General features: G+C 67.7%; 23 protein-coding genes. 12 read left to right on the forward strand and 11 right to left on the reverse strand.

The genetic code is table 11. The features are described from left to right. Positions 1-112: 112 nt before the first annotated feature. Positions 113-457 (reverse strand): hypothetical protein, encoded by a 345-nt coding sequence (locus tag N5D91_RS14580; protein WP_180846556.1) that lies wholly within the window; start codon positions 455-457, stop codon positions 113-115. 146 nt (positions 458-603) lie between these two features. Here N5D91_RS14580 and N5D91_RS14585 point away from each other — a divergent pair, with 146 nt between their 5' ends. Next, complete coding sequence (locus tag N5D91_RS14585; RefSeq protein WP_180854276.1) at positions 604-1,002, forward strand: hypothetical protein; 399 nt, start codon at positions 604-606, stop codon at positions 1,000-1,002. A 99-nt stretch (positions 1,003-1,101) separates the two neighbouring features. Here the strand turns inward: N5D91_RS14585 and N5D91_RS14590 are convergent, their stop codons facing one another. The 5 genes from N5D91_RS14590 to N5D91_RS14610 form a co-directional block, all read right to left on the reverse strand. Next, entirely contained in the window at positions 1,102-3,906 is a 2,805-nt protein-coding gene (locus tag N5D91_RS14590) for a TonB-dependent receptor (protein ID WP_180854275.1), read from the reverse strand. Positions 3,907-4,023: 117 nt separating this feature from the next. Next, on the reverse strand, positions 4,024-4,422 hold the full coding sequence (locus N5D91_RS14595) for a hypothetical protein (protein ID WP_180854320.1): 399 nt from the start codon (positions 4,420-4,422) through the stop codon (positions 4,024-4,026). 127 nt (positions 4,423-4,549) lie between these two features. Further along, entirely contained in the window at positions 4,550-5,578 is a 1,029-nt protein-coding gene (gene adhP / locus N5D91_RS14600) for an alcohol dehydrogenase AdhP (protein WP_180854274.1), read from the reverse strand. Positions 5,579-5,674: 96 nt separating this feature from the next. Further along, positions 5,675-6,313: a bifunctional 4-hydroxy-2-oxoglutarate aldolase/2-dehydro-3-deoxy-phosphogluconate aldolase gene (gene eda, locus N5D91_RS14605; RefSeq protein ID WP_180854273.1), complete on the reverse strand. Its 639-nt coding sequence runs from the start codon at positions 6,311-6,313 to the stop codon at positions 5,675-5,677. Positions 6,314-6,429: 116 nt separating this feature from the next. Then, positions 6,430-7,020, reverse strand: coding sequence for a cysteine dioxygenase family protein (locus N5D91_RS14610; protein ID WP_180854272.1), 591 nt, complete (start codon positions 7,018-7,020; stop codon positions 6,430-6,432). 239 nt (positions 7,021-7,259) lie between these two features. Here N5D91_RS14610 and N5D91_RS14615 point away from each other — a divergent pair, with 239 nt between their 5' ends. Next, positions 7,260-8,315, forward strand: coding sequence for a LacI family DNA-binding transcriptional regulator (locus N5D91_RS14615; RefSeq protein WP_049399006.1), 1,056 nt, complete (start codon positions 7,260-7,262; stop codon positions 8,313-8,315). A gap of 110 nt (positions 8,316-8,425) precedes the next feature. On the opposite strand, the gene phhA is transcribed toward N5D91_RS14615, so the two are convergent. After that, positions 8,426-9,319 carry a phenylalanine 4-monooxygenase gene (gene phhA / locus N5D91_RS14620; RefSeq protein ID WP_110710638.1) on the reverse strand — a complete coding sequence of 298 codons (894 nt, stop codon included), beginning with the start codon at positions 9,317-9,319 and terminating at the stop codon, positions 8,426-8,428. A 125-nt stretch (positions 9,320-9,444) separates the two neighbouring features. Here phhA and N5D91_RS14625 point away from each other — a divergent pair, with 125 nt between their 5' ends. Together N5D91_RS14625 and N5D91_RS14630 are read left to right on the forward strand one after the other, a co-directional pair. Further along, positions 9,445-9,927, forward strand: a complete 483-nt coding sequence (locus N5D91_RS14625; RefSeq protein WP_004153377.1) for an Lrp/AsnC family transcriptional regulator — start codon at positions 9,445-9,447, stop codon at positions 9,925-9,927. An 87-nt stretch (positions 9,928-10,014) separates the two neighbouring features. Beyond that, complete coding sequence (locus N5D91_RS14630) at positions 10,015-12,015, forward strand: hypothetical protein (protein WP_180854271.1); 2,001 nt, start codon at positions 10,015-10,017, stop codon at positions 12,013-12,015. 39 nt (positions 12,016-12,054) lie between these two features. Here the strand turns inward: N5D91_RS14630 and N5D91_RS14635 are convergent, their stop codons facing one another. Continuing rightward, complete coding sequence (locus N5D91_RS14635) at positions 12,055-13,047, reverse strand: patatin-like phospholipase family protein (RefSeq protein WP_180854270.1); 993 nt, start codon at positions 13,045-13,047, stop codon at positions 12,055-12,057. Between the two features lie 183 nt (positions 13,048-13,230). Continuing rightward, positions 13,231-14,244, reverse strand: coding sequence for a TIGR00266 family protein (locus N5D91_RS14640; protein ID WP_180854269.1), 1,014 nt, complete (start codon positions 14,242-14,244; stop codon positions 13,231-13,233). A 158-nt stretch (positions 14,245-14,402) separates the two neighbouring features. Between N5D91_RS14640 and N5D91_RS14645 the strand changes: the two genes are divergently transcribed. Beyond that, entirely contained in the window at positions 14,403-16,673 is a 2,271-nt protein-coding gene (locus N5D91_RS14645) for a TonB-dependent receptor (protein WP_164162959.1), read from the forward strand. Positions 16,674-16,862: 189 nt separating this feature from the next. Here the strand turns inward: N5D91_RS14645 and N5D91_RS14650 are convergent, their stop codons facing one another. Next, complete coding sequence (locus tag N5D91_RS14650; protein WP_180854268.1) at positions 16,863-17,708, reverse strand: phosphatase PAP2 family protein; 846 nt, start codon at positions 17,706-17,708, stop codon at positions 16,863-16,865. A 261-nt stretch (positions 17,709-17,969) separates the two neighbouring features. Here N5D91_RS14650 and N5D91_RS14655 point away from each other — a divergent pair, with 261 nt between their 5' ends. After that, positions 17,970-18,848 (forward strand): hypothetical protein, encoded by an 879-nt coding sequence (locus tag N5D91_RS14655; RefSeq protein WP_164162922.1) that lies wholly within the window; start codon positions 17,970-17,972, stop codon positions 18,846-18,848. Positions 18,849-18,859: 11 nt separating this feature from the next. Then, a complete protein-coding gene (locus N5D91_RS14660; protein WP_164162923.1) occupies positions 18,860-20,062 on the forward strand; it encodes a DUF4785 domain-containing protein in 1,203 nt (400 codons plus the stop codon). 143 nt (positions 20,063-20,205) lie between these two features. On the opposite strand, the gene N5D91_RS14665 is transcribed toward N5D91_RS14660, so the two are convergent. After that, on the reverse strand, positions 20,206-21,027 hold the full coding sequence (locus N5D91_RS14665; protein WP_110710645.1) for an ATP-binding cassette domain-containing protein: 822 nt from the start codon (positions 21,025-21,027) through the stop codon (positions 20,206-20,208). Positions 21,028-21,178: 151 nt separating this feature from the next. Between N5D91_RS14665 and N5D91_RS14670 the strand changes: the two genes are divergently transcribed. The 5 genes from N5D91_RS14670 to N5D91_RS14690 all read left to right on the forward strand — a co-directional run bounded on the left by N5D91_RS14670 (position 21,179) and on the right by N5D91_RS14690 (position 26,003). After that, positions 21,179-22,381 carry a fatty acid desaturase gene (locus tag N5D91_RS14670; RefSeq protein ID WP_110710646.1) on the forward strand — a complete coding sequence of 401 codons (1,203 nt, stop codon included), beginning with the start codon at positions 21,179-21,181 and terminating at the stop codon, positions 22,379-22,381. Continuing rightward, a complete protein-coding gene (locus N5D91_RS14675) occupies positions 22,378-22,710 on the forward strand; it encodes an EF-hand domain-containing protein (protein ID WP_110710647.1) in 333 nt (110 codons plus the stop codon). Before N5D91_RS14670 ends, N5D91_RS14675 begins: the two co-directional genes overlap by 4 nt. Before the next feature lie 68 nt (positions 22,711-22,778). Next, entirely contained in the window at positions 22,779-23,429 is a 651-nt protein-coding gene (locus tag N5D91_RS14680) for a hypothetical protein (RefSeq protein WP_180846551.1), read from the forward strand. A 52-nt stretch (positions 23,430-23,481) separates the two neighbouring features. After that, the gene (gene mutM, locus N5D91_RS14685; protein ID WP_049422377.1) at positions 23,482-24,294 is read left to right on the forward strand and encodes a bifunctional DNA-formamidopyrimidine glycosylase/DNA-(apurinic or apyrimidinic site) lyase; all 813 of its coding nucleotides are present in this window, start codon (positions 23,482-23,484) and stop codon (positions 24,292-24,294) included. A gap of 104 nt (positions 24,295-24,398) precedes the next feature. Continuing rightward, the gene (locus N5D91_RS14690; RefSeq protein ID WP_012509627.1) at positions 24,399-26,003 is read left to right on the forward strand and encodes a glucan biosynthesis protein D; all 1,605 of its coding nucleotides are present in this window, start codon (positions 24,399-24,401) and stop codon (positions 26,001-26,003) included. Positions 26,004-26,141: the final 138 nt, after the last annotated feature.

Below are 26,141 nucleotides of genomic sequence, written 5' to 3' on the forward strand. Positions count from 1 at the left end.
CGTCAGGAAGTTGCCGGCCAGCGGCCGGCACTACCCGTAAATCGGGGGCCCTGGCCAGAATCGCGCCGTGCAGGACGTCAGGAGGTTGCCGGCCAGCGGCCGGCACTACCCGTCAGTCGGGGGCCTTGGCCGGCACGAACGGCGAGGTCGGGTCGCTGGCCGGGAACGTCTCCTCCAGCGCCTCGTCCTGATTGTCGCTGGCGCGCTGCTTGCGCTCACGCCGCTTGAGCGGGCTCTCCTGGCCGCCGCGATGGCGGTCACCGCCGTCCTTGCGGTCCTGGGCGGCCTGTTCAGCCACATGCTTCACCGGCAGGTGGTCGTCACCGTGCTCGGCGTCGAAGAACGGTGCGCCGGTGCCGCGGTAGTCGGCGTTGTCGGCATCGCGCTTGCCGCGCTGCTCGCCGGGAATGGGCGGGTGGTTTTCCCGCAGCGGGTCTCGTGAGGTCTCTCGGCTCATGGTCTGGTACCTGCACTCGGGGGCTCCCACTACACCGCCCTGCAGGTAAAGCCGCCGCGAATCTGGCGTCATGAACATCTCGCTCACTCGCTGGTAACGCCACCGCGCGTATTCCTGCCCACCCGCCCCCGCTGCAGGAGCCGGCCATGCCCCGTCTTGAACGACCCGCACCGTGCGTGTTCAACGCCCTGCTCGATCCGCTCGGCCAGCGCACCGCGCAGCGCCGCACGCGACGCCATGAGGATCCGCAGGCGGTGGCGCAGGACTACCTGCAGTACATGCTCAGCGACTACGAAGAGCGTCGCGGGCAGAACCACCGCAACTGGCGTGACCTGTGCCCGGTGTATGCCTTCGCGCTGACCACGCACGCCGCTGACTGGCCGCGTGGCGACGCTGCCGATACCTGCGAGGAACTGGCCGAGCACTGGGAACAGATGCGTGGGCAGTCGCGGCTGAGCTGGTCGCAGGCGCGGCCGGTGGTGGAAGACGCCTGGCGCGCGCTGGACCATATTCCGGCGGCGGCGGTGAGGCCGTTGCTGCAGTAACGCTGGGGTTCTGCGTACACGCTCAGGTGTGTCGTAGTTGCCGGCCAGCGGCCGGCAACTACCGGACAGCGACGCCTGCAAGCGCCGCCCTTGCATCGATCAGAAGTCCGCGCGGATGCCGAAGGTAACGCGGCGCCCGGAGAACTCGTACTGGGTCGGGAACGCCTTGTCGATCGTATAGCCGCTGGTCTTTTCATCCAGCAGGTTGATCGCTTCCAGGTTCAGCTTCCAGGTGTCGTTGAGGCGGAAGCCGAGCGATGCATCCAGCTGGCCGTAGGCATCACGGTAGACCGGGTACATGTTGAGATGGATGTACTCGACGTACTTGTCCTTGTAGTTGTACGAGGCGCGCGCGCTGAAGCGGTCGTTCTCGTAGTACAGGGTGAAGTTGTACGCCTTTTCGGCCAGTCCCTCCGGCGGTGTCGGGATCGAGAGATCCGATGCGCCGGTCAGCGAATTGTCCAGCTGCGTGTAGTTGGCATTGATGCCCCACCCTTCCAGCGCCGGGTGCAGCATCGACAGCGGCAGCTGCGCGACCAGTTCCACGCCGCTGACCTTGTACGAACCATCGGCATTGACTGGCTGGTACACCTCGAAGTCGTAGTAGCCATCCAGCGAACCGTTGGCGTTGAGCTTCTCGACGTTCGGCACGATGCCGGTCAGCGACTGCCGCACCACGCCGTCGATCTTCTTGGAGAAGTACGATGCCGCCAGCAGGCCGCCGTTCTGCAGGTATTTCTCCAGGCCGATTTCCCACTGCTTTGCCGTGGTCGGCTTCAGCGCCGGATTGCCATCCATGAAGCGGAAGCTGCTCCAGCTGACCGTGCGCCGGTAGGCGATGTCGGTCAGCGACGGACGCATCAGCGTTTCCGACGCCGCACCGCGCAAGACCAGGCCCTCGGCAATCTCGGCGGTCATGTTGAAGCTGGGCAGCAGCTTGCTGTAATCGCCGCTGCTGGAGATCGGCGTGGCGGTGAAGCCGCTGCTGCCATCGGGCTTCTGCACCGGATGGAAACCGGAGGAGTCGACGTCGGTATCGATCGACCGCACGCCGAGATTGGCGTACACCGGTACGTGGCCGATGTCGAAGTAGAAATCAGCCATGGCATACAGCGCCAGCGTCTTCTCCTTGACCTCGTAATACTGGCCCGGGTCCAGCGGTGTCGCATAACCGGGATAGCGGAAGGTGGCGCGTGCGTAGGCATTGGAGATCTGCTGCCAGTCCAGATCGCTCGGGCGGTAGGCACCACCCGGTGCCAGCTGGCTGATCCACATCGGATTGCTGTCCGCCAGCGTGCGCTTGTTCACCCACGCTGCACTGCCGGCAGAAGGGCCCTGGATCTTGCCGCTGCCGAACTCGCGCTGCTTGGTCTTGTCGGTGTAGCGCGCACCGAACTGCACTGCGCTCAATGCCGGGAAGAACGCCAGATTCATCTGCCTGCGCAGGTCGAGCTGTGCGGCGTACTTGTCGTCCTTCACCTTCTCCACTTCGGTTTCGTACGCCTCGAACAGGTACTTGTCTGCGGCGTTGTACATGTCGAAACCGCCGGTGCTGCTCGGCACCGTTTCACCGCCGTTGCTGGTCCAGCGCGTACGCGATGGCGCATAGGCGACGTGCTTGAGGTTGGCGTAGTCCGAATCCCTGCGTGCACCGGAGTAGCCGACCAGCGCATCGATGTCCCAGCCGCCCACTTTCCAGTCCAGCTTGCTGCTGAACTGGCGATAGTCGGTGTTGGCGTTGCGGTCCTTGCTGAGGATCTCGTGCTGGGTGGCGGTGTAGGCCACGTCCTTGAGCACGGTGATGCCATGGTCGCCCAGCGTGGTGCGGTCGTAGTCGTAGATGCGGTCCAGCGTGCTGCGGCTGGACGCCGAGTAGGCCGCCGCATCGTATTCGTCCTCATGGGTGTCGTAGCCGCCGAGCATCGCGTCGAAACTCAGCGAGAACGTTTCGCTGGGCTTGAACTGCAGCGATGCAGTCGCGCCCCACTGGTCCTGCTCGTTGAGATAGACACGATCACCGACCTTGTCCTGGAAGATGATGCGGCTGGTCTCGTCCTTGTCCATGCGGTTCTTCACCACGATGCCAGCATCGCGCGCCAGCACGGCCGCGGCCTGCGACGAACGCGAGCCAGATGCTTCGAGGAAGCGGCCCATCGGGCGGAAGTTGATGCCGGAGTTGGAATCGGTGCGGTTGCTGCGCTTGGCCTTGGAGAACGACACCAGGCCGCCCCAGTCGCCCCAGGTATCGCTGGCCAGGAACGAGATCTTCGGGTCGACCTTGCCGTTGATCGAGTTGTGCGAGGCCTCGGCCGAGGCGCTGAACTTCGGCTCGGCGTAGTCGAACGGCTTGGCGGTTTCGATGTAGACCGAACCGGCGATGCCACCCTCTTCGTCCGCAGCGGTCGGCGACTTCTGCACCGTGACGGTCTGCACCACGTCGGCGGCGAAGATGTCGAACTGCACGTCGCGACCGCCACTGCCGGAGGCCGTGGCCAGGTTGTTGATCGAGACCAGGGTGAATTCGCTGGGCAGGCCACGCACGCTGACCTTGCTGCCCAGCCCCTTGTTGCGTTCGATGGTGACACCGGGCATGCGCTGCAGCGCTTCGGCCAGGTTCTGCTCGGGGAAATCGGCGACGTCGGTGGCGACGATCGAATCGGAGAAGCCGATGTTGGCGCGCTTCAGATCGACCGCGTGCTCCAGGCTCCTCGCGTAGCTGCCACTGACGGTCACGGTGTCCAGCTGTTGCAGCTGTTCACGGGTATCGCCGTCGGCCTCTTCAGCTTCGGCCATGGCATCGACGGGCAGCACGGCCAGGCTGCCGATCAGCACGGCGTGCACGGCACGGGACAAACGCTTCGCATGAGGGGCTGCAGCGGCAGCCTCCCGGATCTGGTGACGCATCGGATGGATTCCCCGGTTCCCTGTGGTGACGTGCGTCGCGCCTGCCGGATAACCGTGCAGCAGGCCCCTGCGTCGCGTTGCCGACGTTCGGCGCGCACCGAGCCTAGGGAGGAATTATTAAGCCTGTGTTGCGCTGCGCGACGCGCGGCGTCCGAACCACCAGCCGGCCAGCAGCTGCAGCGGCAGTGACGCCAGCAGCGAAATGACGAACCACAGCGGGAAATCCGCGCCTGCGGTCCACATCGCGTAGCCGCAGCCGAGCGTGATCAGTGACCAGATCGAGAACCCATGCGAACGCGGCCAGCACGGTGCGTAGTAGGTGGCGAAGGAAATGCCGGCGATGCCGCCCAGCACACTGAAGGCCAGGTCCCATCCCAACTGCACGCTGTTGTCGCCCGGCGACATGCCCAGCAGCGGGGGCAGCCAGCTGGCGACGCTGCTGACCAGCGCAAGCGACAGCACGCCGCCGATCAGGGCGACGATGGACAGGAACAGGGTCTTGAGCAGGCCGGGCATGCGCGCATTGTACGGCTGCGCGAAGCGCCTGGCGTTGCCGGCCAGCGGTCGGCACAACCGGGGGATAGGCATGGCCGCCGCGTCCGTGGGAGAGGGGGACGGAGCGACGGCGGCCATGCACAGGCGGTCAGGCGGCGAAGTCGAGCACCACGCGGCCTTCGATGGTGCCCGCATGCATGCGCGCGAACACGTCGTTGATGTTTTCCAGGCGGTCGGTGCTGACCGTGGCCGCGACCTTGCCTTCGGCAGCGAACTGCAGCGACTCCTGCAGGTCCAGCCGGGTGCCGACGATCGAGCCACGCACGGTGATGCCGTTGAGCACCATGCCGAAGATGTCCAGCGGGAAGCTGCCCGGCGGCAGGCCGTTGAGCGAGACCGTGCCGCCACGGCGCACCATGCCCAGTGCCTGCTCGAATGCCTTCGGCGACACCGCAGTGACCAGCGCACCGTGCGCGCCGCCGATTTCCTTCTTCAGGAAGGCCGCGGGGTCGGTGGTGCGCGCGTTGACGGTGATCTGCGCGCCGAGCTGCCGGGCCAATGCCAGCTTGTTGTCGTCCACATCCACCGCAGCCACGTTCAGCCCCATCGCGCGGGCGTACTGCACCGCCATGTGGCCCAGGCCACCGATGCCGGAAATCGCCACCCAGTCACCGGGTCTGGTGTCGGTGACCTTCAGGCCCTTGTAGACGGTCACGCCGGCGCACAGCACCGGCGCGATCTCGACGAAGCCCACTTCCTTCGGAAGCAGGCCGACATAGTTGGCATCGGCCAGTGCGTACTCGGCGAAGCCGCCGTTGACGGAGTACCCGGTGTTGCGCTGTGTCTCGCACAGCGTTTCCCAGCCACCCAGGCAGTGTTCGCAATGGCCACACGCCGAGTACAACCAGGGGATGCCGACCCTGTCGCCTTCCTTGACGTGCCCTACCCCGCCTCCCACGGCCACGATGTGCCCCACGCCCTCGTGACCGGGGATGAACGGCGGGTTCGGTTTCACCGGCCAGTCGCCCTCGGCGGCGTGCAGGTCGGTGTGGCAGACGCCACAGGCCTCGATCTTGACCAGTACTTCGCCCGCCCCCGGGCGCGGTACCTGGACTTCCTCGATCACCAGTGGCTTGCCGAACTCACGCACCACGGCGGCCTTCATGGTCGAATTCATGTTCGGATCTCCGTAGTGCGCTTGCCCACAGAATGACGCCGGCTCGAGGCCGGCGCTTTGATCACGATCAAACCTTTGACGATTCGTGCAGCAGGTTCAGCTGGCCAGCACTGACGCCTCGCGGGCCAGGCGCTCGATCGCATCCCAGTCGCGGGTCTGCAGCAGCGCCGGGGTGGTCAGCCACGAGCCGCCCACGCACAGCACGTTGGGCAGGTGCAGGAACTGCGGCGCAGTCTGCGCGCTGATGCCGCCGGTCGGGCAGAAGCGCATATCGGCGAACGGGCCGTGCCAGGCCGCCAGCAACGCAGCGCCACCGGCCTGCACCGCCGGGAAGAACTTGAAGGTGTCGTGGTCGTGCTCCAGGCCCAGGATCAGGTCCGAGGCAGTGGCGGCACCAGGCAGGTACGGCAGGTCGGCATCACGCGCGGCGGCATACAGCGTCGGCGTGGCACCGGGGGACACCGCGAAACGCGCACCGGCCTGCTTGGCTGCCTGCATCTGCGCGGCGTTGAGCACGGTGCCGGCGCCGATCACGGCATCGGGCACGGCCTCGACCATCGCCTTGATCGCATCCAGCGCCTGCGGCGTGCGCAGCGTCACTTCGATCACCGGCAGGCCGCCGCGGAACAGCGCCTGGGCCACTTCGACCGCTTCATTCACATCTTCGGGGGTGTACACCGGAATCACCGGTGCCAGCTTCAACAGCGCGCGCAGGCGCGGATCAGCGCTGGACATCGTCTTGCTCCTTGCCCGACCGGGCATCGCGGATCGCCGCCGGGTCCGGCAGCGCAGCGGCGCATGATGCCACGTGGCTCACGACGGTGCTGGTGGTGCCCCGCCCTGCCCCCGGCTCAGGCCGGGTCGGCCTGCAATGCCTGGATGCGGCGCTGGTACCAGTCGCCACCGAGCGGATCGAACACCGCCGAGCGCTCCATCTGTGCCTCGTACACGTGTACCGAGATCGCCAGTGCTTCGTCGCTGGCGTTGCGCAGGGTGTGGTATTCGTGCGGCGGAATCAGGCTGCCGGCACTGCCGCAGCCCCCGCGCAGCACGGCGTGGCGGCGGAAACGCCAGCGCTCGCCGGCGCACTCCAGCAGTTCATAGCGGGTGATCTCCAGTTCGCCTGACCACACTCCCTCCACACACCACATGGCATCGTGGTCGTGCAGCGGCGTGCCCTGCCCTGGGCCCCAGCTCATGGCAATCACGCTGTAGCCGTGTTCGCGGCTGTGGTACAGCGGGCGTCGCGCGTAATGATCACTGACCGGACGGTGCACGCACTCGGGCAATTCGATGCGGCTGTCCGCGATGGCTTCCCGCAGCGCCAGCTGCAGGTCGGCGGTGATGCGTTCGGCATCACCGGAGGTCATCGCCGCGTCGACTGCGGCGATCAACCGGTCGCGGCCACGGAACGCCGGAAACGGAGAGGTCTGCAGGTCCATGCCCCGACTGTAGCGGAGCCTGGTTAAGGGAATGTTGGCGTTCGCGCGCGTCGCGTCCGCATTCAGGGTGAACACGCGCGGAAGAACGGTTCAGATGCACATCCAGTAGAGCGATCACAATGGAACCTCACGCAGCCGGGCCGGTCGAACACGACACGATCCACATCCGCTGCGACATTCCGCAACTTCGCGCCCACCGGGCGCAAGGCTAGACTTCTCCGACTTACCTGGTTCTATACATGTCAGTGCGAATTATTAGCGATGCCGCGTTGCCGGCATCGAAGGGCAAGGCTGCCACGATCAACGACATCGCACGACTGTCGGGAGTTTCCAAGAAAACGGTTTCAAGAATCATCAACAACTCGCCGCTGGTGCGCAAAGACACCCGCGACAAGGTCGAGGCGTTGATGCGCGAGGTCGGTTACGTGCCCGACCCGCTGGCGCGCGGCCTCGCGTTCCGCCGCTCCTTCCTGATCGGCCTGGTGTATGACGACCCGGGCGCCCAATGCATCGTCGATCTGCAGCATGGCGCGCTGGAAGCGCTGCGCGGCACCGGCTATGAGCTGGTCGTGCATCCCTGCGACAGCCAGTCTCCGGACTGCGCGCACGGCGTGCGGCGCTTCGTGCAGCAGCAGAAGCTGCATGGCGTGATCCTGGGCCCGCGTGCCTCCGAGTCAGCTGCGTTGACGGAGATGCTCGACGGCATTGAATGCCGCTACGTCCGCATCAACGCGCATGTGTCGGATGACGAGGCACAGGCCGTGGTCACCCATGATCGCGACGGTGCAGCCGCGGCAGCGGGCTACCTGCTCTCGCTCGGCCACCGCGACATCGCGGTGATTGCCGGTCCGGGTGACCGCCGTACCGCACGCGAGCGCACCCATGGCTTCCTCGACCGGCTGGCGCAGGTGGGCCTGACCCTGCCGGGTGAACGCGTGCTGGAAGCAGGCGATACGTTCGAGTCGGGCGTGCATGCCGCCGAACGGCTGCTGATGGGCGGACAACGCCCCAGTGCGATCTTTGCCGGCAACGACGAAATGGCTGCCGGCGTGTATCAGGTGGCGTTGCGTGCGGGCATCGCGGTGCCGCAGCAGTTGTCGATCGTCAGCTACGACGACAGCCCACTGGCGTCGCGGCTGTGGCCGCCGCTGACCTCGGTGCGCCGCCATGTGTCCGACATCGGGCGCATGGCAGCGGCGATGCTGGTGCAGGCCGACGTGCCGGATGCGCCGACCGCAACCAGCGTGCATCCGCAGCTGATGGTGCGCGGTTCCTGCCGGGCCGTGGACGCCTGATCGCCCTGCCCTCGCCTGCACTGCCGTGACGGTGCAGGCAGGCAGCAACGAAAACGGCGCATCCAGGTGCGCCGTTTTCTTTTCAATGCGAAGAGGTGTGCGCCGTGCGCTTACACGTCGCCACCGTCGGCCCAGCCTTCGCCGGTGCCCTTCTGGAACACGCGGTCATCGCCCTGCACATCGCCCGCCGGCAGATGCGCCTGATCAGACAGCGCCGCGTAGATCGGGGTGAAGTCCGGCGAGGTCGCCTGCATCAGCTGTTCGAAACTGTCGATGACGAAGTAGGTCTTCTGGAAGGTGTCGATGCGGTACTTGGTACGCATGATCCGCTGCAGGTCGAAGCCGATGCGGTTGGGCGCGGCCGATTCCAGCGAGTACAGCGATTCGCCCTTCGACGACACGATGCCGGCACCGTAGATGCGCAGGCCGTCGGGTGTATCGATCAGGCCGAACTCCACCGTGTACCAGTACAGGCGGGTCAGGTTCTGCAGGGCGTCCGGGCCGATCGCGTGGGCTTTGACGCCGCCACGGCCGTACGCCTCCATGTAGTCGGCGAACACCGGGTTCATCAGCAGCGGCACATGGCCGAACAGATCGTGGAACAGGTCCGGTTCGGCGATGTAATCGATCTGGTCCGGGCGACGGATCCACCAGGTCACCGGGAATCGGCGGTTGGCCAGGTGGTCGAAGAAATCCAGTTCCGGCAGCAGGCCTTCGACGCCGACCAGGGTCCAGCCGGTGGCCGCGCCCAGTACTTCGTTGAGCTGGTCGAAGCGCGGAATCATGTGCGCGTTCATGCCCATCTCGTCCTGTGCATCCAGGAATTCCTGGCAGGCGCGGCCGACCAGCAGTTCGCGCTGGCGCTGGTACAGCGTGCTCCAGGTGGCGTGGTCGTCGGCGCTGTAGGTGTCCCACGGCTGCTCGACGAGCGCGGTGGTATACACCGGCACGTAGCCCTTGTCGGTCTGCTGGTGTTCGACGCGGCGGGGCTGGGCGAGGTCCATGGGGCACTCCTTGACGGGATACCCACGATGCTAGGGCAGGGCGCGCGCAACAGGGTTGCAAAAGTTGCGCCGATTGGCCTTGTTGGCGCAATATCCTTGCGTACTCACCATGTTGCGGGGCAACAATGGCCGGAGAAGTCCAGTTCGATCGCACGGATATACGTCTGCTGGCTGAAATCCAGCGGGATGGGCGCGCCACCAACGCCGAGCTGGCGACACGGGTGAACCTCTCACCCTCGGCCTGCCTGCGTCGCCTGCAGCGGCTGGAAAGCGAGGGCGTGATCGTCGGCTATGGCGCGCGGCTGGAACCGCGCCAGCTGCGCCTGGGCCTGCAGGCCTTCGTGCGCGTGCAGCTGGAAAAGCACGACCAGGCCGCCATCGGCCACTTCGTGGACAGCGTGCAGGGCTGGGATGAAGTGGTGGCCTGCCATGCACTGACCGGCGACATGGACTACCTGCTGCACGTCTACGTGCGCGACCTGGAGCACTTCTCGCACTTCCTGCTGGACCGGCTGCTCAATGCCGGCGGCGTGGCCGATGCCAATTCCAGCTTCGTGCTGCGCACGGTGAAGGGCTTCCAGGCATTGCCGCTGTCGCAGCTGGAATAAACGCGCCGCCGCGATTTGACGGCGCCGGGCGGGTAGCCGAGCATCTCCGCCCTGCGCGCGTCGCAGCGTTCCTTTCCGGTTCCACGCATGTCCGAACTCCAGCACCCGCTGCCCACCACCACGTTCCTGCCGCTGCAGCGCAAGTCGCTGGCGCGCTACGTCGCCCATGGCACGCCACCGCCGACCGCAGTGGAGCAGGCCGGACTGATGGCCGCGCAGCTGTGCCGGACGCGCCTGCATCCAGCAGCCGAGATCGAGCGCCTGCTGCATGATGCCTGCGCGTTGTTTGCCGGCAACGAAGGCGCAGCTGCACAACTGGCTGGCCCCGGTGGCGGTGGCCAGCCGGAGCTGGATGCCTGGCTGACCGCATTGGCCGCCCACGGCGTGCTGCTGGCGCCGGCGGAGATCCTGCAGGACGTCATCGCGCAGTCGCCACGGGAGTACCCGGGCCTGGCCCTGCAGCAGGCCTGCCAGGAAACCCTGGTCGAACATGAGATCCGCTTTCCCGCCACCTTTTCCAGTGACGATGACGAGGCCACGCAGGATGAGGTTGTCGCCGACGATGCGCGGTCGGTCGAACACCATGGCCTGTACACCTCCGAGCAGGCCCGCGTGCTGCGCGCCATCGCCGCCAACCCCGATGAGCTGATCGACCTCGATGGCTATGCCGGCACCGGCAAGGGCCACCTGGTGCTGGCGCTGATGGAGGCGCGGCCGGGCCGCTACACCTACGTGGCGCCCTCGCGTGGGCAGGTGGAAGCTTTCCGCGCCCGCGTGCCGGCCAGCACCGCGGTGCGCCTGCTGACCCAGATCGAGTTCGCCAACCGCGTGGCGCAGCACGCCGCGCGCAGCGGCCAGACCGGTGGCTTCGTTGCCAGCTACCGGCGCAGCACCCGTACTCCGCGCGAGATTGCCGGCCGCATCGGCCTGCAGGGCATCGGTGGGCGCAGCCCGGAGCAGGTGCTGCTGACCGCGTTCGAGGCCATCAACCGTTGGTGCGCGTCGTCGGCCCCGGGCTTGGCGTTCCAGCATTTCGACCGTTCGGTGCCCGCTGCGATGCTCGATGTGTCGCCGTACATGGCGGCCGCCGAGCACGTCTGGCGCTGCATGTTCGACGCCGAGCTGCAGCGGGGCACGCTGCTGAGCCTCAGCCCGGCGCACATCGGCAAGTGGTTGGCGCTGCGCGGCGTCACCCCCCCGCAGGACATGGGCATGCTGCTGGTGGACGAGGCGCATGACCTGAGCCCGTCGTGGAAGCAGTTGCTGGCCGGCCATGCGCCTGGCGTGGTCAGCCTGGGTGATCCGCACCAGTGCCTGACCGGTACGGTGCAGCGCTGGGCGGCGTCGAAGGTGCTGGAAATGCACCAGTCGGTGCGCCAGGGCAACCAGGTCGAGGGCCTGGTCAACCAGACCCTGGCACTGGATGGACTGGGCCAGGAAAGTGGGCCGTTCGTCGGTGCCACCGACCGCGCCACCGGTGTGCTGCATTACCGCGACTGGGCGCAGGTGCCGAGCGAGGGCCTGCGCATCCATGGCAGCGTCGCCGATCTGGCCCTGGATGCGGCACAGCTGCACGCGCTCGGGCTGCGGCCCTACCTGCATCCGGCATCGCTGCGTGCGCTGCGCGGCGTGCTGCAACGGCCACTGGATGCGTGGCGCCGGCGCCGCGACAGCGCATCGGACCAGGAATGGAAGCGCTTCCTGGCCACGCAGGCCGACGAAGGGCACGGCGCGCTGGTTGAACTGTTCGGGTCCGCCGATCGGGTGCAGTCACTGCTGCAGGCGCTCGATGACCAGGACACGCCCGCTGAAGGGCGGGTGGCACTGTGCCTGGCCGAGCACGCGAAGAACCTGCAGTTCGACGTGGTCTCGCTGTCGCCCGGTTGCTTCAGTGCGGGGCAGGGCGGACGCATCTGGCACAACCCGGTGCGCGCGGTCTATCTGGCGCTGACCCGTGCGCGACGCCAGCTGCATGTGCCGGCCGATGGCATGGAACAGCTGCAGCACACGGCGACACTGCAGGAGCAGGCGCGCCAGATGCGCAGGCGCGAGCGGCAGCAGGCCAGCGGTTACCGGCCCGCGCGCTAGCACGAGCGCCGCTGTCTGGCAGCGACACGCTGGCTCAGGTCAGCACTTGTCCTTGCGGCCTATCAGCTTGCCCAGGCGCGAGGCTTCCTCGCACTTCGGCGCGGCCACCGGTGCCGGTGCGGCCGCCGCGGCACGTGCGCGCTGCAGCTGCTGGATCTTCGCGCGGATCTGCGGCATCGCCGCCATCGCGGCCTTTTCGCCTTCCAGGATTGCGGTGCCACGCTGGCTGAAATCGGCGGCGCCGATGTCCAGCACCTTCGGGCGGATGACGATGTCGGCGCGTGCCAGTTCCTGTTCGCCCAGGCGCTGGCCCATGATCGAGATGGACTGGTTGACGATGCCCAGCATGTCGGTCGGCGCCTTGCCGCTGGCCTTGCTGGAGATGTCCACGGCGATCACGAAGTCGGCGCCGAGCTGGCGCGCGGCATCCACCGGCACCGGGCTGACCACGCCGCCATCGATGTAGTTGCGACCGCCGATCTTCACTGGCTCGAACACACCGGGAATGCTGCTCGACGCGCGCACCGCCTGGCCGACGTTGCCGCGCACGAAGATCGCACGCTCGCCGGTCTCCAGCTGGGTGGCGACGGCGGCGAACGGCTTCTTCAGGCGCTCGGCAGGACGGTTGGCAACCTGCTCGTTGACGTAGTCCTGCAGCTTCTGGCCCTGCACCAGGCCGCCGGAGAACAGGCGCACGTCGCGGATGCTGGCTTCGTCCAGCGCGACCGCCTTGCTCTGCATCTGGAACGCGTCCATGCCGCTGGCATACAGCGCACCCACCACGCTGCCGGCGCTGGTGCCGGACACCACGGCCGGCTCGAAGCCATTGGCCTCCAGCATCTTGATCACGCCGATGTGGGCGAAGCCCTTGGCTGCGCCACCACCGAGGGCGATGCCGATCTTCACCGGCTTGGCCTGCGGCACCACGGTGGGTGCCGGCGGCGGTGTGGGGCGGACCGGATCGCCACCGCAGCCGGCCAGCAGGCCGATCAGGGCGACGGACAGCAGCATGCGGGGGCGGAACAGGCTCATCGGCAGTGCGCTCGCGGCGCCGGATTCAGGAAAGGGCGCCAGCATACCGAAGCCATGGCAGGGCGGGCAGGGTGGGAAGCATCGCCCATTCATAAAGGTAGTGCCGGCCGCTGGCCGGCAATCATTGGGAAACTGGCAACGGTCCATGGGGCTGCCGGCCAGCGGCCGGCACCACCGGTCCGGTCAGAACCGGTTGTCGCCGTCCAGCATCCGGCCCAGGCCGCCCAGCACCGAACCCTCGCCGCGGTTCTGGCCGCCGCCCTGCGGCGCGGCCATCCACATGCGGCCGGCCAGGCGCGAGAACGGCAGCGACTGCAGCCAGACCTTGCCTGGACCGGTGAGCGTGGCCAGGAACACGCCTTCGCCACCGAACAGCATGCTCTTGATGCCAGTGACCCGGCGTACGTCCATGTCCACGGTCGGATGGTAGGCCACCACGCAGCCGGTATCCACGTCCAGGCGCTCGCCGGCCGCCAGCTCGCGCTCCACCACGCAACCGCCGGCATGGATGAACACCCAGCCGTCGCCTTCCAGCTTCTGCATGATGAAGCCTTCGCCGCCGAACAAGCCGGTCATGATCTTGCGCTGGAACTGCACGCCGATCTGCACGCCGCGCGCGCCGGCCAGGAAGCTGTCCTTCTGGCAGATCAGGCGGCCGCCATGCTGGTCCAGCTTCATTGCCAGTACGGTGCCGGGGTAGGGCGCGGCGAAGGCGACCCTGCCCTTGCCATGGCCGCTCTGGGTGTAGACGGTGGCGAACAGGCTCTCGCCGGTCAGCACGCGCTTGCCGGCGGCCATCACCTTGCCCATGAAGCCGCCCTGGTCGCCGTTGGCAGCGCCGAACACCGTGTCCATCTGCACCGTGGCGTCCTTGAACATCAGCGCCCCCGCCTCGGCGATGGCGCTTTCGCCGGGGTCGAGCTCGATCTCCACGAACTGCATTTCATGGCCGACGATGCGGAATTCGATGTCGTCGGCGCGGCCGCTGGCGGCGGCGGGGACTGGCGGCGGGATGTTGGGCATGCCCGGGGCCGCGGACTGCAGTTCGGGCACCTCGGCAATCGAGGTCCACCCGCTCATGCCCTGGCACCAGGTCAGGGCGCGCGGGTTGGCCTGCGCATAGCGGCGCGCGGCCTCGTCATCGAGGGGGCCGACGCGCTCGGCCTGGGCGGAGGCATGGAAGTACCACTGGGTCATTGCGACGGCTCCGCGGGGCTGGAAAACCCGAGTCTAGCGAGTGCACCGGGCGCCGGGAGGCGCGGCCATGAACGGCCGGCATTTGCGGGGCAGGTGCTGTATTGCAACAATTATCTGGTAGCGCCGTTTTACCACCCCTCCAAACACAGCCTACCGCCATGTCCCCGACCCGCACTTCCCGTGGCCGATTTCCGGTCGCGCGCCCCCTCGTTGCCGCTCTTTCCGCCCTGCTGCCGCTGGTAGCAGCCGCCCAGGAAACCCCCGCTGCCAAGGATCCGGTTGCCCTCGACGCCCTGCAGGTGACCGCGCAGCGCCGCGTCGAGAACGCCAAGGACGTGCCGGTCGCGGTCTCCGCGATCCAGGGCGAGAAGCTGGATGTGCTCGGCTCGGCCGGCGATGACATCCGCTTCCTGGCCGCACGCGTGCCCAGCCTCAACATCGAGTCGTCCTACGGTCGTGCCTTCCCGCGCTTCTACATCCGCGGCCTGGGCAACACCGACTTCGACCTCAATGCCTCGCAGCCGGTGTCGCTGGTGTACGACGACGTGGTGCAGGAAAGCCCGCTGCTGAAGGGCTTCCCGCTGTTCGACCTGGCCAACGTGGAAGTGCTGCGCGGTCCGCAGGGCACGCTGTTCGGCCGCAACACGCCGGCCGGCGTGGTGAAGTTCGATTCGGCACGTCCGTCGCAGGATGCCGATGGCTACATCCGCGTCGGCTACGGCAGCTACAACAGCTGGAATGTGCAGGGCGCCTACGGCGGTCCGTTGACCGACCGCTGGTCGGCACGTGTCTCGGCGATCTACCAGCGCCGCGACGACTGGGTCGACAACACCCGCGTCGGTGCCCCCAACAGCGGCTTCGAAGGCTATGACGAAGCCGCCGGCCGCGTGCAGTTCCTGTACGAAGGCGACGACTTCGAAGCGCTGTTCAACCTGCACAAGCGCAAGCTCAACGGCACTGCGCGCCTGTTCCGCGCCAACATCATCCAGAAGGGTGGCAATTCGCTGGTCGAGAACTTCGATCGCGACAAGGTGGCCAACGATGGCGTCAACTTCTCCGACCTGAAGACCTGGGGCGGCAGCGCGCGCCTGCAGTGGAACCTCGGCTCGGTGACGCTGCACTCGATCACCGGTTATGAAACCGCCGAATCGCTCAACCGTGGCGACATCGACGGTGGCTACGGTGCGGCGTTCCTTGGCGCCGGCAACTACGGCCCGGGCCTGATTCCATTCTCCTCGGAGTCGGCTGACGGCCTGCCGCACCATCGCCAGTGGACGCAGGAATTCCGCATCGAGTCCAACGAGTGGGGCCGCTTCGACTGGCAGGCCGGCGTCTTCTATTTCGATGAAGACGTGACCATCAACAACTTCAACTACGACTCGCTGACCCCGGGCAACCCGCAGACCGGCCACGTGGTGCAGAACCAGCGCAACAAGGCGTGGGCGGTGTTCGCCTCGGGTGACTTCGACGTCACCGACCGCTTCAAGCTGCGTGCCGGCGTGCGCTACACCCAGGACAAGAAGGACTTCAGCGCCAGCGTGCTGCAGGCCGTTCCGTTCGGCACCCCGGTCAGCGGGCCGTACCTGGCCAACACCGACGTCAACGACGTCAGCTGGGATGTCAGTGGCGTGTACAAGCTGACCGACAACGTGAATGCTTACGCCCGCGTGGCCAAGGGCTTCCGCGCGCCGTCGATCCAGGGCCGCCTGGCCTTCGCGCCGGGCCTGTCGCAGGCCGATTCGGAGAAGGTGATCTCGTACGAAGCCGGCATCAAGGCCGACCTGTTCGAGCGCCGCGCGCGCCTGGGCCTGAGCGTGTTCCGCTACAACGTTGACGGCCAGCAGTTGATCGCGGTGGGCGGCACCAACAACACCGCCACCCTGCTCAACGCTGACAAGACCATCGGCCAGGGCGTGGAGCTGGACCTGGAAGCCTATCTGGCTGACAACGTGCTGCTGACCTTCGGCAGCAGCTACAACGACACCGAGATCAAGGACAAGGATCTGGCGGTAGCGATCTGCGGCGGTGGCTGCACCATCAACGACCCGACCACCGTCATCAACGGTGGCACCTATGCGCTGGTGAACGGCAACCCGCTGCCGCAGGCGCCGAAGTGGATCCACAACGCGACCCTGCGCGTGGGCTTCCCGCTCAGCGATGGCAGCGAGCTGTATGCCTACACCGACTGGGCCTACCGCAGCGCGGTGAACTTCTTCATCTACGAGTCGCCGGAATTCCGCGGCCGTAGTTCGCTGGAAGGCGGCCTGCGCCTGGGCTACAACTGGGATTACGGCCAGTACGACGTGGCCGTGTTCGGCCGCAACCTGACCAACCAGACCCGCGTGGTCGGCGCGATCGACTTCAACAACCTGACCGGCTTCCTCAACGAGCCGCGTACCTGGGGCGTGGAGTTCACCGCGAAGTTCTGATGCGGTTGCTGCGTTGATGCAATGAAGAAGGGCCGGCGCAATGCCGGCCCTTCTGCTTCACACCCACCGGTTGCCGAATGGGGTCAGAGCCCTTTCCAGCGGAAAGGGATCCGACCCCGATGGCATCGGCATTCCGCGCTGGGGTCAGATCCCTTTCCGAAGGGAAGGGCTCTGACCCCGGATCACCGCTTACAGCGCGCTCTGCGGGCGCACCTTCAGCACCGCTTCCTCGGCCGCGCAGTCGCGGCTGGAGTGCAGGCCGGCCTTGCGCGCGGCAGCGATCTCCTTGCGTGCGGCCAGCAGGTCCTTGTTGAACGCGGCGTTGTCATGCAGGCGGGCCACGGCGGCGGCGCCCATGAAGCGGCCTTCGAGGATGTCGCTCTGCCAGTGCACGTTGCAGACCAGGCGGCTCTCGCCGTAGTTGCGGCCGCGGGCCTGGATGGCATCGGCGCGATCCGGTGCGATCTCCGACAGGATCAGGGCCCAGGCCCAGCCGATCGAGGTGTGGCCGGACGGATACGAGCCGTTCTTGCGCAGGCCTTCTTCGTCCTTCGGCGAGCAGGTCGGTTCACCATTGACCATGAACGGGCGCGGGCGCTGGTAGTGGTTCTTGGCGGCCTTGGTGGCGGCGCTGGCGTCGATCCGGCTGCGCTCCAGCAGGCGGTACAGCGCCGGGGTCTTCACCGCATCGACGTCGATGTCGGCGGCGCAGGAGAAGTGGTTGGCGCCTTCTGGGAAGCCGAGTTCCGCATCGACACCGGCCTGGGCGAAGCGCGGGCTGCCACGCAGCGCGCGGGCTTCACGGCTGACCTGTTCGTCGAGGGCGAGGGCGGCCGAACCGGCCACCGGCGGCGCCGGCACCAGGTCGAGGCTGGCCGGTACCGCGCTCTTGTCCAGATAGCCCACCGCCTTGGTGGTGATGTTGGCTTCGACGGCGGTCGGCTTGGTGGCGGTGGCGGTGGCGGCACAACCGGCCAGGGCCGCGATGACGGCGAGGCCGAGCAGCGGGCGGGCAGGGTGGGAAAGCAGCGACATGGACGGGCTCCGGAGGAAAAACATCGCGTCATGATCGCAGCCCGTATGCGGCACCGCAGTGGCCATCGGTCATACGGCCAGACCCGGCATGGTCATCCCGGCGATATGAAAAGCGTCATCGATTGACGTCAGTCTCCTGAATCCGGGCGCAGCGCACGGACTTTCACGCGACTGCACCGCGAGCATCGGCACAACAGCCAGCGCCAGGGCCGTCCAGTTCCAGCCGGGTCGGGGGGATCCGCTGACAGAGGGAGAGAAGCGATGCGCAGCACCGCAACAGGAAGTACCGTCCTGGCCCTGCTCCTCGGGCTGGCAATCGCGCCGACGCAGGCCGCCGATGTGGTCGGCGTGGCCTTCGTGCACGGCACTGGCGCGCAGACCAATGCGACCCAGGACTACTGGCAGCCGGCGATCATCGACACCGTGCGCCAGGGCCTGCCGAACAGCAGCAACTACGTCGTCATCAACTGCGACTTCACCCAGTACATGTGGAAGCCGGAAGCCGCCGGTTGCCTGGCCAACCAGCTGACCAGCTTCATCGACAGCCGTGGCATCACCCAGCTGGTGGTGATCACCCATTCCAACGGCGGCAACGTGATGCGCTGGATCCTGTCCAACCCGACCTACGACAGCCGCTATCCGAAGATCATCCGCACGGTGCGCAAGGTCAACGCGCTGGCACCGTCCTCGGCCGGCACGCCGCTGGCCGATGCGGTGCTCAGCGGCAACACCTTCGAAACCTCGCTGGGCTGGCTGCTGGGCTACAAGAACGACGCGGTGCGCCAGCAGCAGGTGGCGAGCATGGCCACCTACAACGCGCAGAACCTGTACGGCACCGCCGGTCGTCCTGCGCTGCCCAAGCCGTTCCGCGCCGTGGTCGGCAGCGACGTGGAATCGGCGGTGTGGGACAGCAACAGCTACTGCGGTGGCTACGCCGCCAATGTCGGCCTGGAGTTCACCCAGAACTGGCTGTCGTCCTGCTCCGATGGCTTCCTGGAGTGCAGCAGCCAGAAGGCCGCCGGCACCACCTGGTTCACCGACAAACAGCGCACCAAGGATGCCGAGCCGCTCAGCCACAACCAGAGCCGCCGCGAGTGCTTCGGCCTCGGCACGATCCTGCGCAACGACCTGGCCCAGTGAGGGAGATGACCATGACGATCCATTCCACCCTGCTGGCCAGCGCCGTGCTGGCAGTGCTGTCCCTTTCCGCCGCGCAGGCCGCGCAGCCGCTGCAGGCCGCCCGTGCGGGCGATCAGGTGCCTGCCGCCCTGGTGGCCGCACCGCTGCCCACCGATGAAAGCGAACACGCGCCACTGGCCTTTGCCTGGGCGCTGGACCCGGGACAGCCGCTGCAGGCGACCACGCCGTATGCCTCGGTCAGCCGCAGCTACTGGCAGCAGGTCGATGGCACGCAGCTGCAGCGCGGCCTGGACCTGCCGCTGACGGCACCGGATGCGGTGATCCAGCTGAGCCCGGCCGACGGTGCCCGCGCGCTGCCGGCCAACACCCTGCAGGTGCGCGACCCGGCCGGCCGCAGCAGCGTGGCGCGCAGTGTCGATGCGCGCGCACTGCAGGAGGCCGGCATGCCGGTGGGTGATGGCAGCAGCATGCTGCGTACCGGCGCGACCAGTGCAGTCGGTGCGTACACGCTGCAGAGCGCGCAGGCACAGGGCCGCTACGTGGTGCAGGTGCTGGAGCCGAACAGTCCGCTGCGGCTGGAAGTGCAGGCCAACCAGGCGCAGGTGCTGGCCGGTGGCAACGTGCAGCTGCAGGCACGGTTGCTGGAAGATGGCGCCACCACCGCGCAGCTGGCATCGCGTCGTGGCGGCCTCGGCGGTGAAGCCCTGCTCGTCGCACCGGATGGCCGCAGCTGGCCGCAGCGGCTGCTGCGCACCACCGATGGCAGCCTGCGCGCGCAGGTGCGGATCCCGGCCGATGTCGGCAGCGTGCAGGGTCTGTGGGAGCTGCAGGTGTTCGCCCAGGCCGATGGCGTGCTGCGCGATGGCAAGGTCGCCTTTGCGGTCGCACGGCCGACTGCCCGTTTCAGTGGCCAAGCGGCACCGGACCCGGCCAGCCGCCAGGTGGCGCTGCCGCTGCAGGTGGCAGCGGCCGGACGCTATGAGGCGCGGGGCACGCTGTATGCCACCGCCCGCGATGGCCAGTTGAAGCCGGTCGCACAGGCACATGCGGCCGCGTGGTTCGATGGCCCGGGCGCAGGCCAGCTGGTGCTGCCGTTCGACCAGGCCGCGTTGCCAGCCGGCTTCGGCGCACCGTACGAGCTGCGCGACCTGCAGCTGCAGGACCAGAGCCGGATGGCACCGATCGAGTCACGCGCGCTGGCGTTGCGGTTCTGAGGTTGCGTACAGCGGGCCGGGGTTCCGGCCCGCTGCATTGGATCCTGTAGAGCCGAGCCCATGCTCGGCTGCTTCTGCTCGCGGCGAACGGCAGTCGAGCATGGCTCGACTCTACAGACGGTTACGGAGAGCGATGCATCTGTCTATCCCGCGTACGCAGTCAGCCGCCCTTCCTGCTCGACCACCGTGATCGCGCCACCGAATACCGCGGACAGCGGTTCATTGCGCAGCAGTTCGGCGCGGGTGCCATCGGCCAGTACGCGGCCGTCGCGCAGCAGCACCACCCGCTCGATCTCGGGAATGATCTCTTCGATGTGGTGGGTCACCAGCACCAAGGTGATGCCCTGCTGTGCCAGCACCCGCATGGTCGCCACCAGCTGCTCGCGGGCGACCAGGTCCAGCCCGGTGGAGGGTTCATCCAGCAGCAGGGCCTGCGGCCGGTTGACCAGCGCGCGGGCGATCAGCACGCGGCGGGTCTCGCCGGCCGACAACTCGGCATAGGCGCGTTCGCGCAGCGACAGCGCGCCGGTCATCGCCAGTGTCTCGCCAACGCGTGCACGCATGTCGGCGGTTACCTCGCGGAACGCCGGCACCACGTAGCTGGCGAAGAAGCCGGACAGCACGGCCTGTTCCACGGTCAGCCCGGGCATGTCGGAGAGGTTGCTGCTGAGGTCGCCGGTGACGATGCCCAGCTGTGAGCGCAGGCGATCCACCTGCCAGCGGTTCTGGCCCAGCACCTTCACCGCCACCGAGCCGTCGCCCTGGGCCAGCGGGTACAGCTCGCGGGTGATCAGCTTGATGAAGGTGGACTTGCCGCAGCCGTTGGGGCCGAGCAGGGCGGTGTGCTGGCCCTGTGCGATGCGCAGGCTGAGCCCGTGCAGCACCTTCACCTGGCCGCGTACCACGGTGGCGCGGTCCAGTTCGATCAAGGGGGGCAGCTCCGCCAGGGGCGGGGCGGCGGTCATGGCGCTGGCGCGTGGATCAAGGCTCGACAACTCAGGTCCCCAACTGTGAACGGTGCCACGGAAGGCGGTGGCAATCACCGCCGCAGGGATGCAGTTTGCAACGCAAGCGCCCATCATGTCTGCCATCCCCGCGTCGATCCGGAGAGCCGCCATGCCAGATGCCCTGATGTCCCTGTTGACCGGTGGTGTGCTCGGCCTGGGCTGGTGGGCCATGCTGGGCGTGCTGCTGGTCTTCACCCAGATCACCATCTTCGCGGTGACCCTGTACCTGCACCGCAGCCAGGCCCATCGCGGGGTCGATTTCCACCCGGCGCTGGCCCACGTGTTCCGTTTCTGGTTGTGGCTGACCACCTCGATGATCACCCGCGAGTGGGTGGCCATCCACCGCAAGCACCATGCCAAGGTAGAGACCGAGGACGACCCGCACAGCCCGGTCACCCGCGGCATCGGCACGGTGTTCTGGCATGGCGTGGAGCTGTACCGGGAAGCGCGCGGCATGCGCGCGGACATCGAGCAGTACGGGCGCGGCACCCCGGACGATGTGATCGAGCGCCACCTGTATACCCCGCACGCCACGCTCGGCCCGGTGCTGCTGCTGGTGATCAACAGCGTGCTGTTCGGCCTGCCCGGCGTGGCCCTGTGGGCGATCCAGATGGCGTGGATTCCGTTCTGGGCCGCGGGCGTGGTCAATGGCCTGGGTCACTGGTGGGGCTACCGCAACTACGAGTCGGCCGATACCTCCACCAACCTCACGCCGTGGGGGTTCTGGATCGGTGGCGAGGAGCTGCACAACAACCATCATGCCTTCCCCAGTTCGGCGCGCTTCGCGATGCGGCGCTGGGAATTCGACATTGGCTGGAGCGCGATCCGCCTGCTGCAGGCGCTGCGCCTGGCCAAGGTGCTGCGGGTGGCGCCGGCCATGGATGTGCGCCCGAACATCGCGGTGCCCGATGCCGAAACCCTGAAGGCGCTGCTGTCGCACCGCTTCCAGGCGATGACCGATTACCAGCGCAATGTGTTCATGCCGGCTCTGCGCGAGGAAGCCGTGCAGGCTGGGGCCAAGCTGCGCCGCCTGCTGCCGCGCCGCCTGCGCCGTGGCCTGGTCAACGATGGCCGCTGGCTGAAGCCGGACAGTCGTGCCCAGCTCAGCGAATGGGTGGCCCAGCGCCCGCGCATCCGCACACTGGTCGAGTACCGCGCGCGGCTGGCGGTGCTGCTCGAGGCCCGCGGCCACGATGCCGCCGAGCGCCTGCATCAGCTGCAGGCGTGGTGCCGCGAGGCCGAGGAAAGCGGGATCGCTGCGTTGCAGGCCTACGCCGCACGGTTGAAGGGCTACAGCCTGGTGGGCGCGTGAGGGCAGGGTACGGGCTTGTGCTGGCGGTGCTGCTGCCGGGCGCGGCGCTGGCCCAGGTCACCGATACCACCAGCTACCTGCAGCGGATGGACAGCGATGGCGACGGCAAGGTCAGCGAGGCCGAGTACGTGCAGTGGATGCTGTATGCCTTCGACCGCATGGACCGCAATGGTGATGGTGTGCTGAGCGCCGATGAGCTGCCCGGTGGCAAGGGCAGGGCGATCAGCCGCGAGCAGCAGCGGCAGGTGATCGTGCAGCGCTTCCATAAGCAGGATGCCAACGGTGATGGCTATCTGGATGCACGCGAGCTGTCGGCGCCACCGCGCTGAGTGCAGGCTGGCCCACGCGCGGCCCGCCGGGCGATCATCGCGGCCACATGTTTCCGCAGGAGCCCCCCATGGATGATCGGATCGACGAGGAGCTGTTCGCCGAATGGCTTGAATTCTGCGCTGGCCGCAGCGAGCAGGAGGACTGGTACTTTTCCGGCCTGCTGCAGGGTGTGACTGACCCGGACACGCTGGCGGCGGTATTCGCCCGTTTCCCGCATGCCGATGCGCTGCAGTCGCGCGCGCTGGACGTGCTTGGCGCAGGCCACTGGGGCGAGCACCTGTACCTGCAGCCGGCCATCGCCGGCGATGCGCAGGCCGTGGCGGCCGCCGCGCGGACCTGGCTGGATGAGCTGGCGAGGGTGGCCGGGAGGGCCGGTGAGCCCGGGCTGCAGGCGACCTTGCGCGACGTACCCGTGGTGGCAGCCACCGCCGGTCAGCTGCAGGCGGCCTGGCGCGAATCGGGCCCCGCCGCCTATCTGCATGATGTCGTCTGTGATGTGGTGCGCGAGGCGCGCACGCTGGATACCCCACAGGTTGCCGCGCTGGACGAGGCGCTGTACCACATCGCTTCGGACCTCTACCTGGGCTGGTATATCGCCCAGCCGCTCTCCCCGGCAGCCGTCGACTTCGCGCCCTATCTGGCGTTCTGGCGCCTGGGCGGACGTGGCGCACTGGTCGAGGGCGCCTTCCTGGTGGAAGCGGCCGGCCTGGTGCCGTAGCTCGCCCCGGCCCCACCCGGCGGCTTCGTCTGGCCCCGCGTAGAATCAACCCATGCCTGAACTGCCCGAAGTAGAAACCACCCGCCGCGGCCTGGCGCCGCACCTGCAGGGCCGTCGCGTGCATGGCGTGATCCTGCGCCGCGCCGATCTGCGCTGGCCGATCCCGCCGGAAGTGGCCGAGCTGCTGCCGGGACAGCGCATCGAGGAGATCCGCCGGCGCGCCAAGTACCTGCTGCTGGATACCGCCATCGGCAGCGCGGTGCTGCACCTGGGCATGTCCGGCAGCCTGCGTGTGCTGCCCGGTGATACGCCGGTGCGCGCCCACGACCACGTCGACATCAGCCTGGACAACGGCCGCCTGCTGCGCTTCAACGACCCGCGCCGCTTCGGCAGCCTGCTCTGGCAGCCGGCCGGCGAGATCCACCCGCTGTTGCAGGGGCTGGGCCCGGAGCCACTGGACGACGCGTTCGACGGCGACTACCTGTTCGCCCGCAGCCGTGGCCGCAGCGCGCCGGTGAAGACGTTCCTGATGGACCAGGCGGTGGTGGTGGGGGTGGGCAACATCTACGCCGCCGAGAGCCTGTTCAAGGCCGGCATCAGCCCGCTGCGCGAGGCCGGGAAGATCTCGCGCGGGCGCTACCAGCGGCTGGCCGATGCGGTGAAGGAGATCCTGGGCTACGCCATCACCCGTGGCGGCACCACGCTGCGCGATTTCATCAGCCCTGACGGCGCGCCGGGCTACTTCGAACAGGAACTGCTGGTGTACGGCCGCGACGGCCTGCCCTGCCCGAACTGTGGCCGCGCGCTGAAGCACGCCACCATCGGCCAGCGTGCCAGCGTCTGGTGCAGCCACTGCCAGCGCTGAGCCGGCGGCCAGCGGCAGCTGAACGGGCAGGGCACGTCTCCGCTGCCCGTTAACGTTTGTCTGCCTATGATGGCCGACCTTCCCTCTGTGCCTGACGCGCCTGCATGCAACGACGCGACTTCATCCGCAATGCCTCCCTCGCCCTGGCTGCATTCGGCCTGCCGTCCCTGCCCGCATGCGCGGCCAGCAAGAGCGGCCAGATGGGCCTGCGCCGCCTCGGCCAGCCACAGCCGTTCGACTTCGCCACCCTGAAGGGCCAGGCGCGCGCGCTGGCCCAGGCGCCCTACAAGAGCCACAAGCGGGTGCTGCCGGGCCGCCTGGAGGGACTGGACTGGGACCAGTACCAGTCGATCGGCTATCGCCAGGACCATGCGCTGTGGGCTGACCAGCCGGGCAAGTTCCAGGCCAAGTTCTTCCATCTGGGCCTGTACTTCCATTCGCCGGTGCGCATGTTCGACGTGGTCGACGGCAAGGCGCAGGAGCTGGCGTATGACGGCGCGGCGTTCAACTACGGCAAGAGCGGCATCAAGGACGGCGAGCTGCCGGCCGACCTCGGCTTCGCCGGCTTCCGCCTGAACACCCGCAAGGACACCGACCGCGACTTCGCCGCCTTCCTCGGCGCCAGCTACTTCCGCGCGGTCGGCAAGGAGGGCCAGTACGGCCAGTCCGCGCGCGGCCTGGCGATCGACACCGGCATGGGCAAGCCGGAGGAATTCCCGGACTTCATTGCCTACTACCTGGAACAGCCGTCGGCCGATTCGGAGACGATCGTGGTCTACGGCCTGCTGGATTCGCCCAGCGTGGCCGGTGCGTACCGCTTCGCCATCACCAATGGCGACGTGCTGCTGATGGACATCGACAGCGCGTTGTACCCGCGCAAGGCGATCGAGCGGCTGGGCATCGCGCCGTGCACCAGCATGTACCAGGTGGGCGAGAACGACCGCCGCATGGCATGGGACTGGCGCCCGGAGATCCACGATACCGATGGCCTGTCGCTGTGGACCGGTGCCGGCGAGTGGATCTGGCGGCCGCTGCTGAACCCGCGCAACCTGCGCTTCAACATGTTCGTCGACCGCAACCCGCGTGGTTTCGGCCTGCTGCAGCGCGACCGCAACTTCGACCATTACCAGGACGACGGCGTGTTCTACGAGAAGCGCCCCTGCCTGTGGGTGGAGCCGAAGGGCGAATGGGGCGAAGGCTCGGTGCAGCTGGTGGAGATTCCCACCGTGGACGAGACCTTCGACAACATCGTGGCGTTCTGGAACCCGAAGGAAAAGCCGCAGCCGGGCCAGGAGCTGCTGGTCGGCTACCGTCTGTACTGGGGCGCCGAACCGCCGGCACGGCCGCCGCTGGCGCACTGCGTGGCCAGCCGCACCGGCCTGGGTGGCGTGGTCGGCAAGAAGCGCGAGTACTTCAGCTGGCGCTTCGCGGTGGACTTCGAAGGCGGCGAACTGGCCAGGCTGATCGACAAGGGTGAGGTCGAGGCGGTGGTGGAAGCCAGCCGCGGCCGGGTCGAGATCGTGTCGGCGCGCCCGTTGCGCGAGATCAACGGTTACCGCGCGATGTTCGACCTGGTGCCGCCGGAAGGCAGCACCGAGCAGATCGACATCCGCCTGTTCCTGCGCAGTGGCGGCAAGACCCTCACCGAGACCTGGCTGTACCAGTACACCCCGCCGCCGGCCGGCGCGCCGGAGCGCACGCTGTACTAAGAGGGGTGTTGGGTTGCAGGGCTTGCAGCCCTGCACCTGCTCAACGCAACAGCAACAGCGAAAGCTGGTATCCCGTGGGGTGGCGGGGTGGGTCCGGTGGCGGGAGACGCCGTAAACCCATCCCTGGGGGCTTGGCCG

Origin of the sequence: Stenotrophomonas sp. GD03794 (assembly GCF_029842145.1) — a bacterium.
Taxonomy (GTDB): Bacteria; Pseudomonadota; Gammaproteobacteria; order Xanthomonadales; family Xanthomonadaceae; genus Stenotrophomonas; species Stenotrophomonas riyadhensis.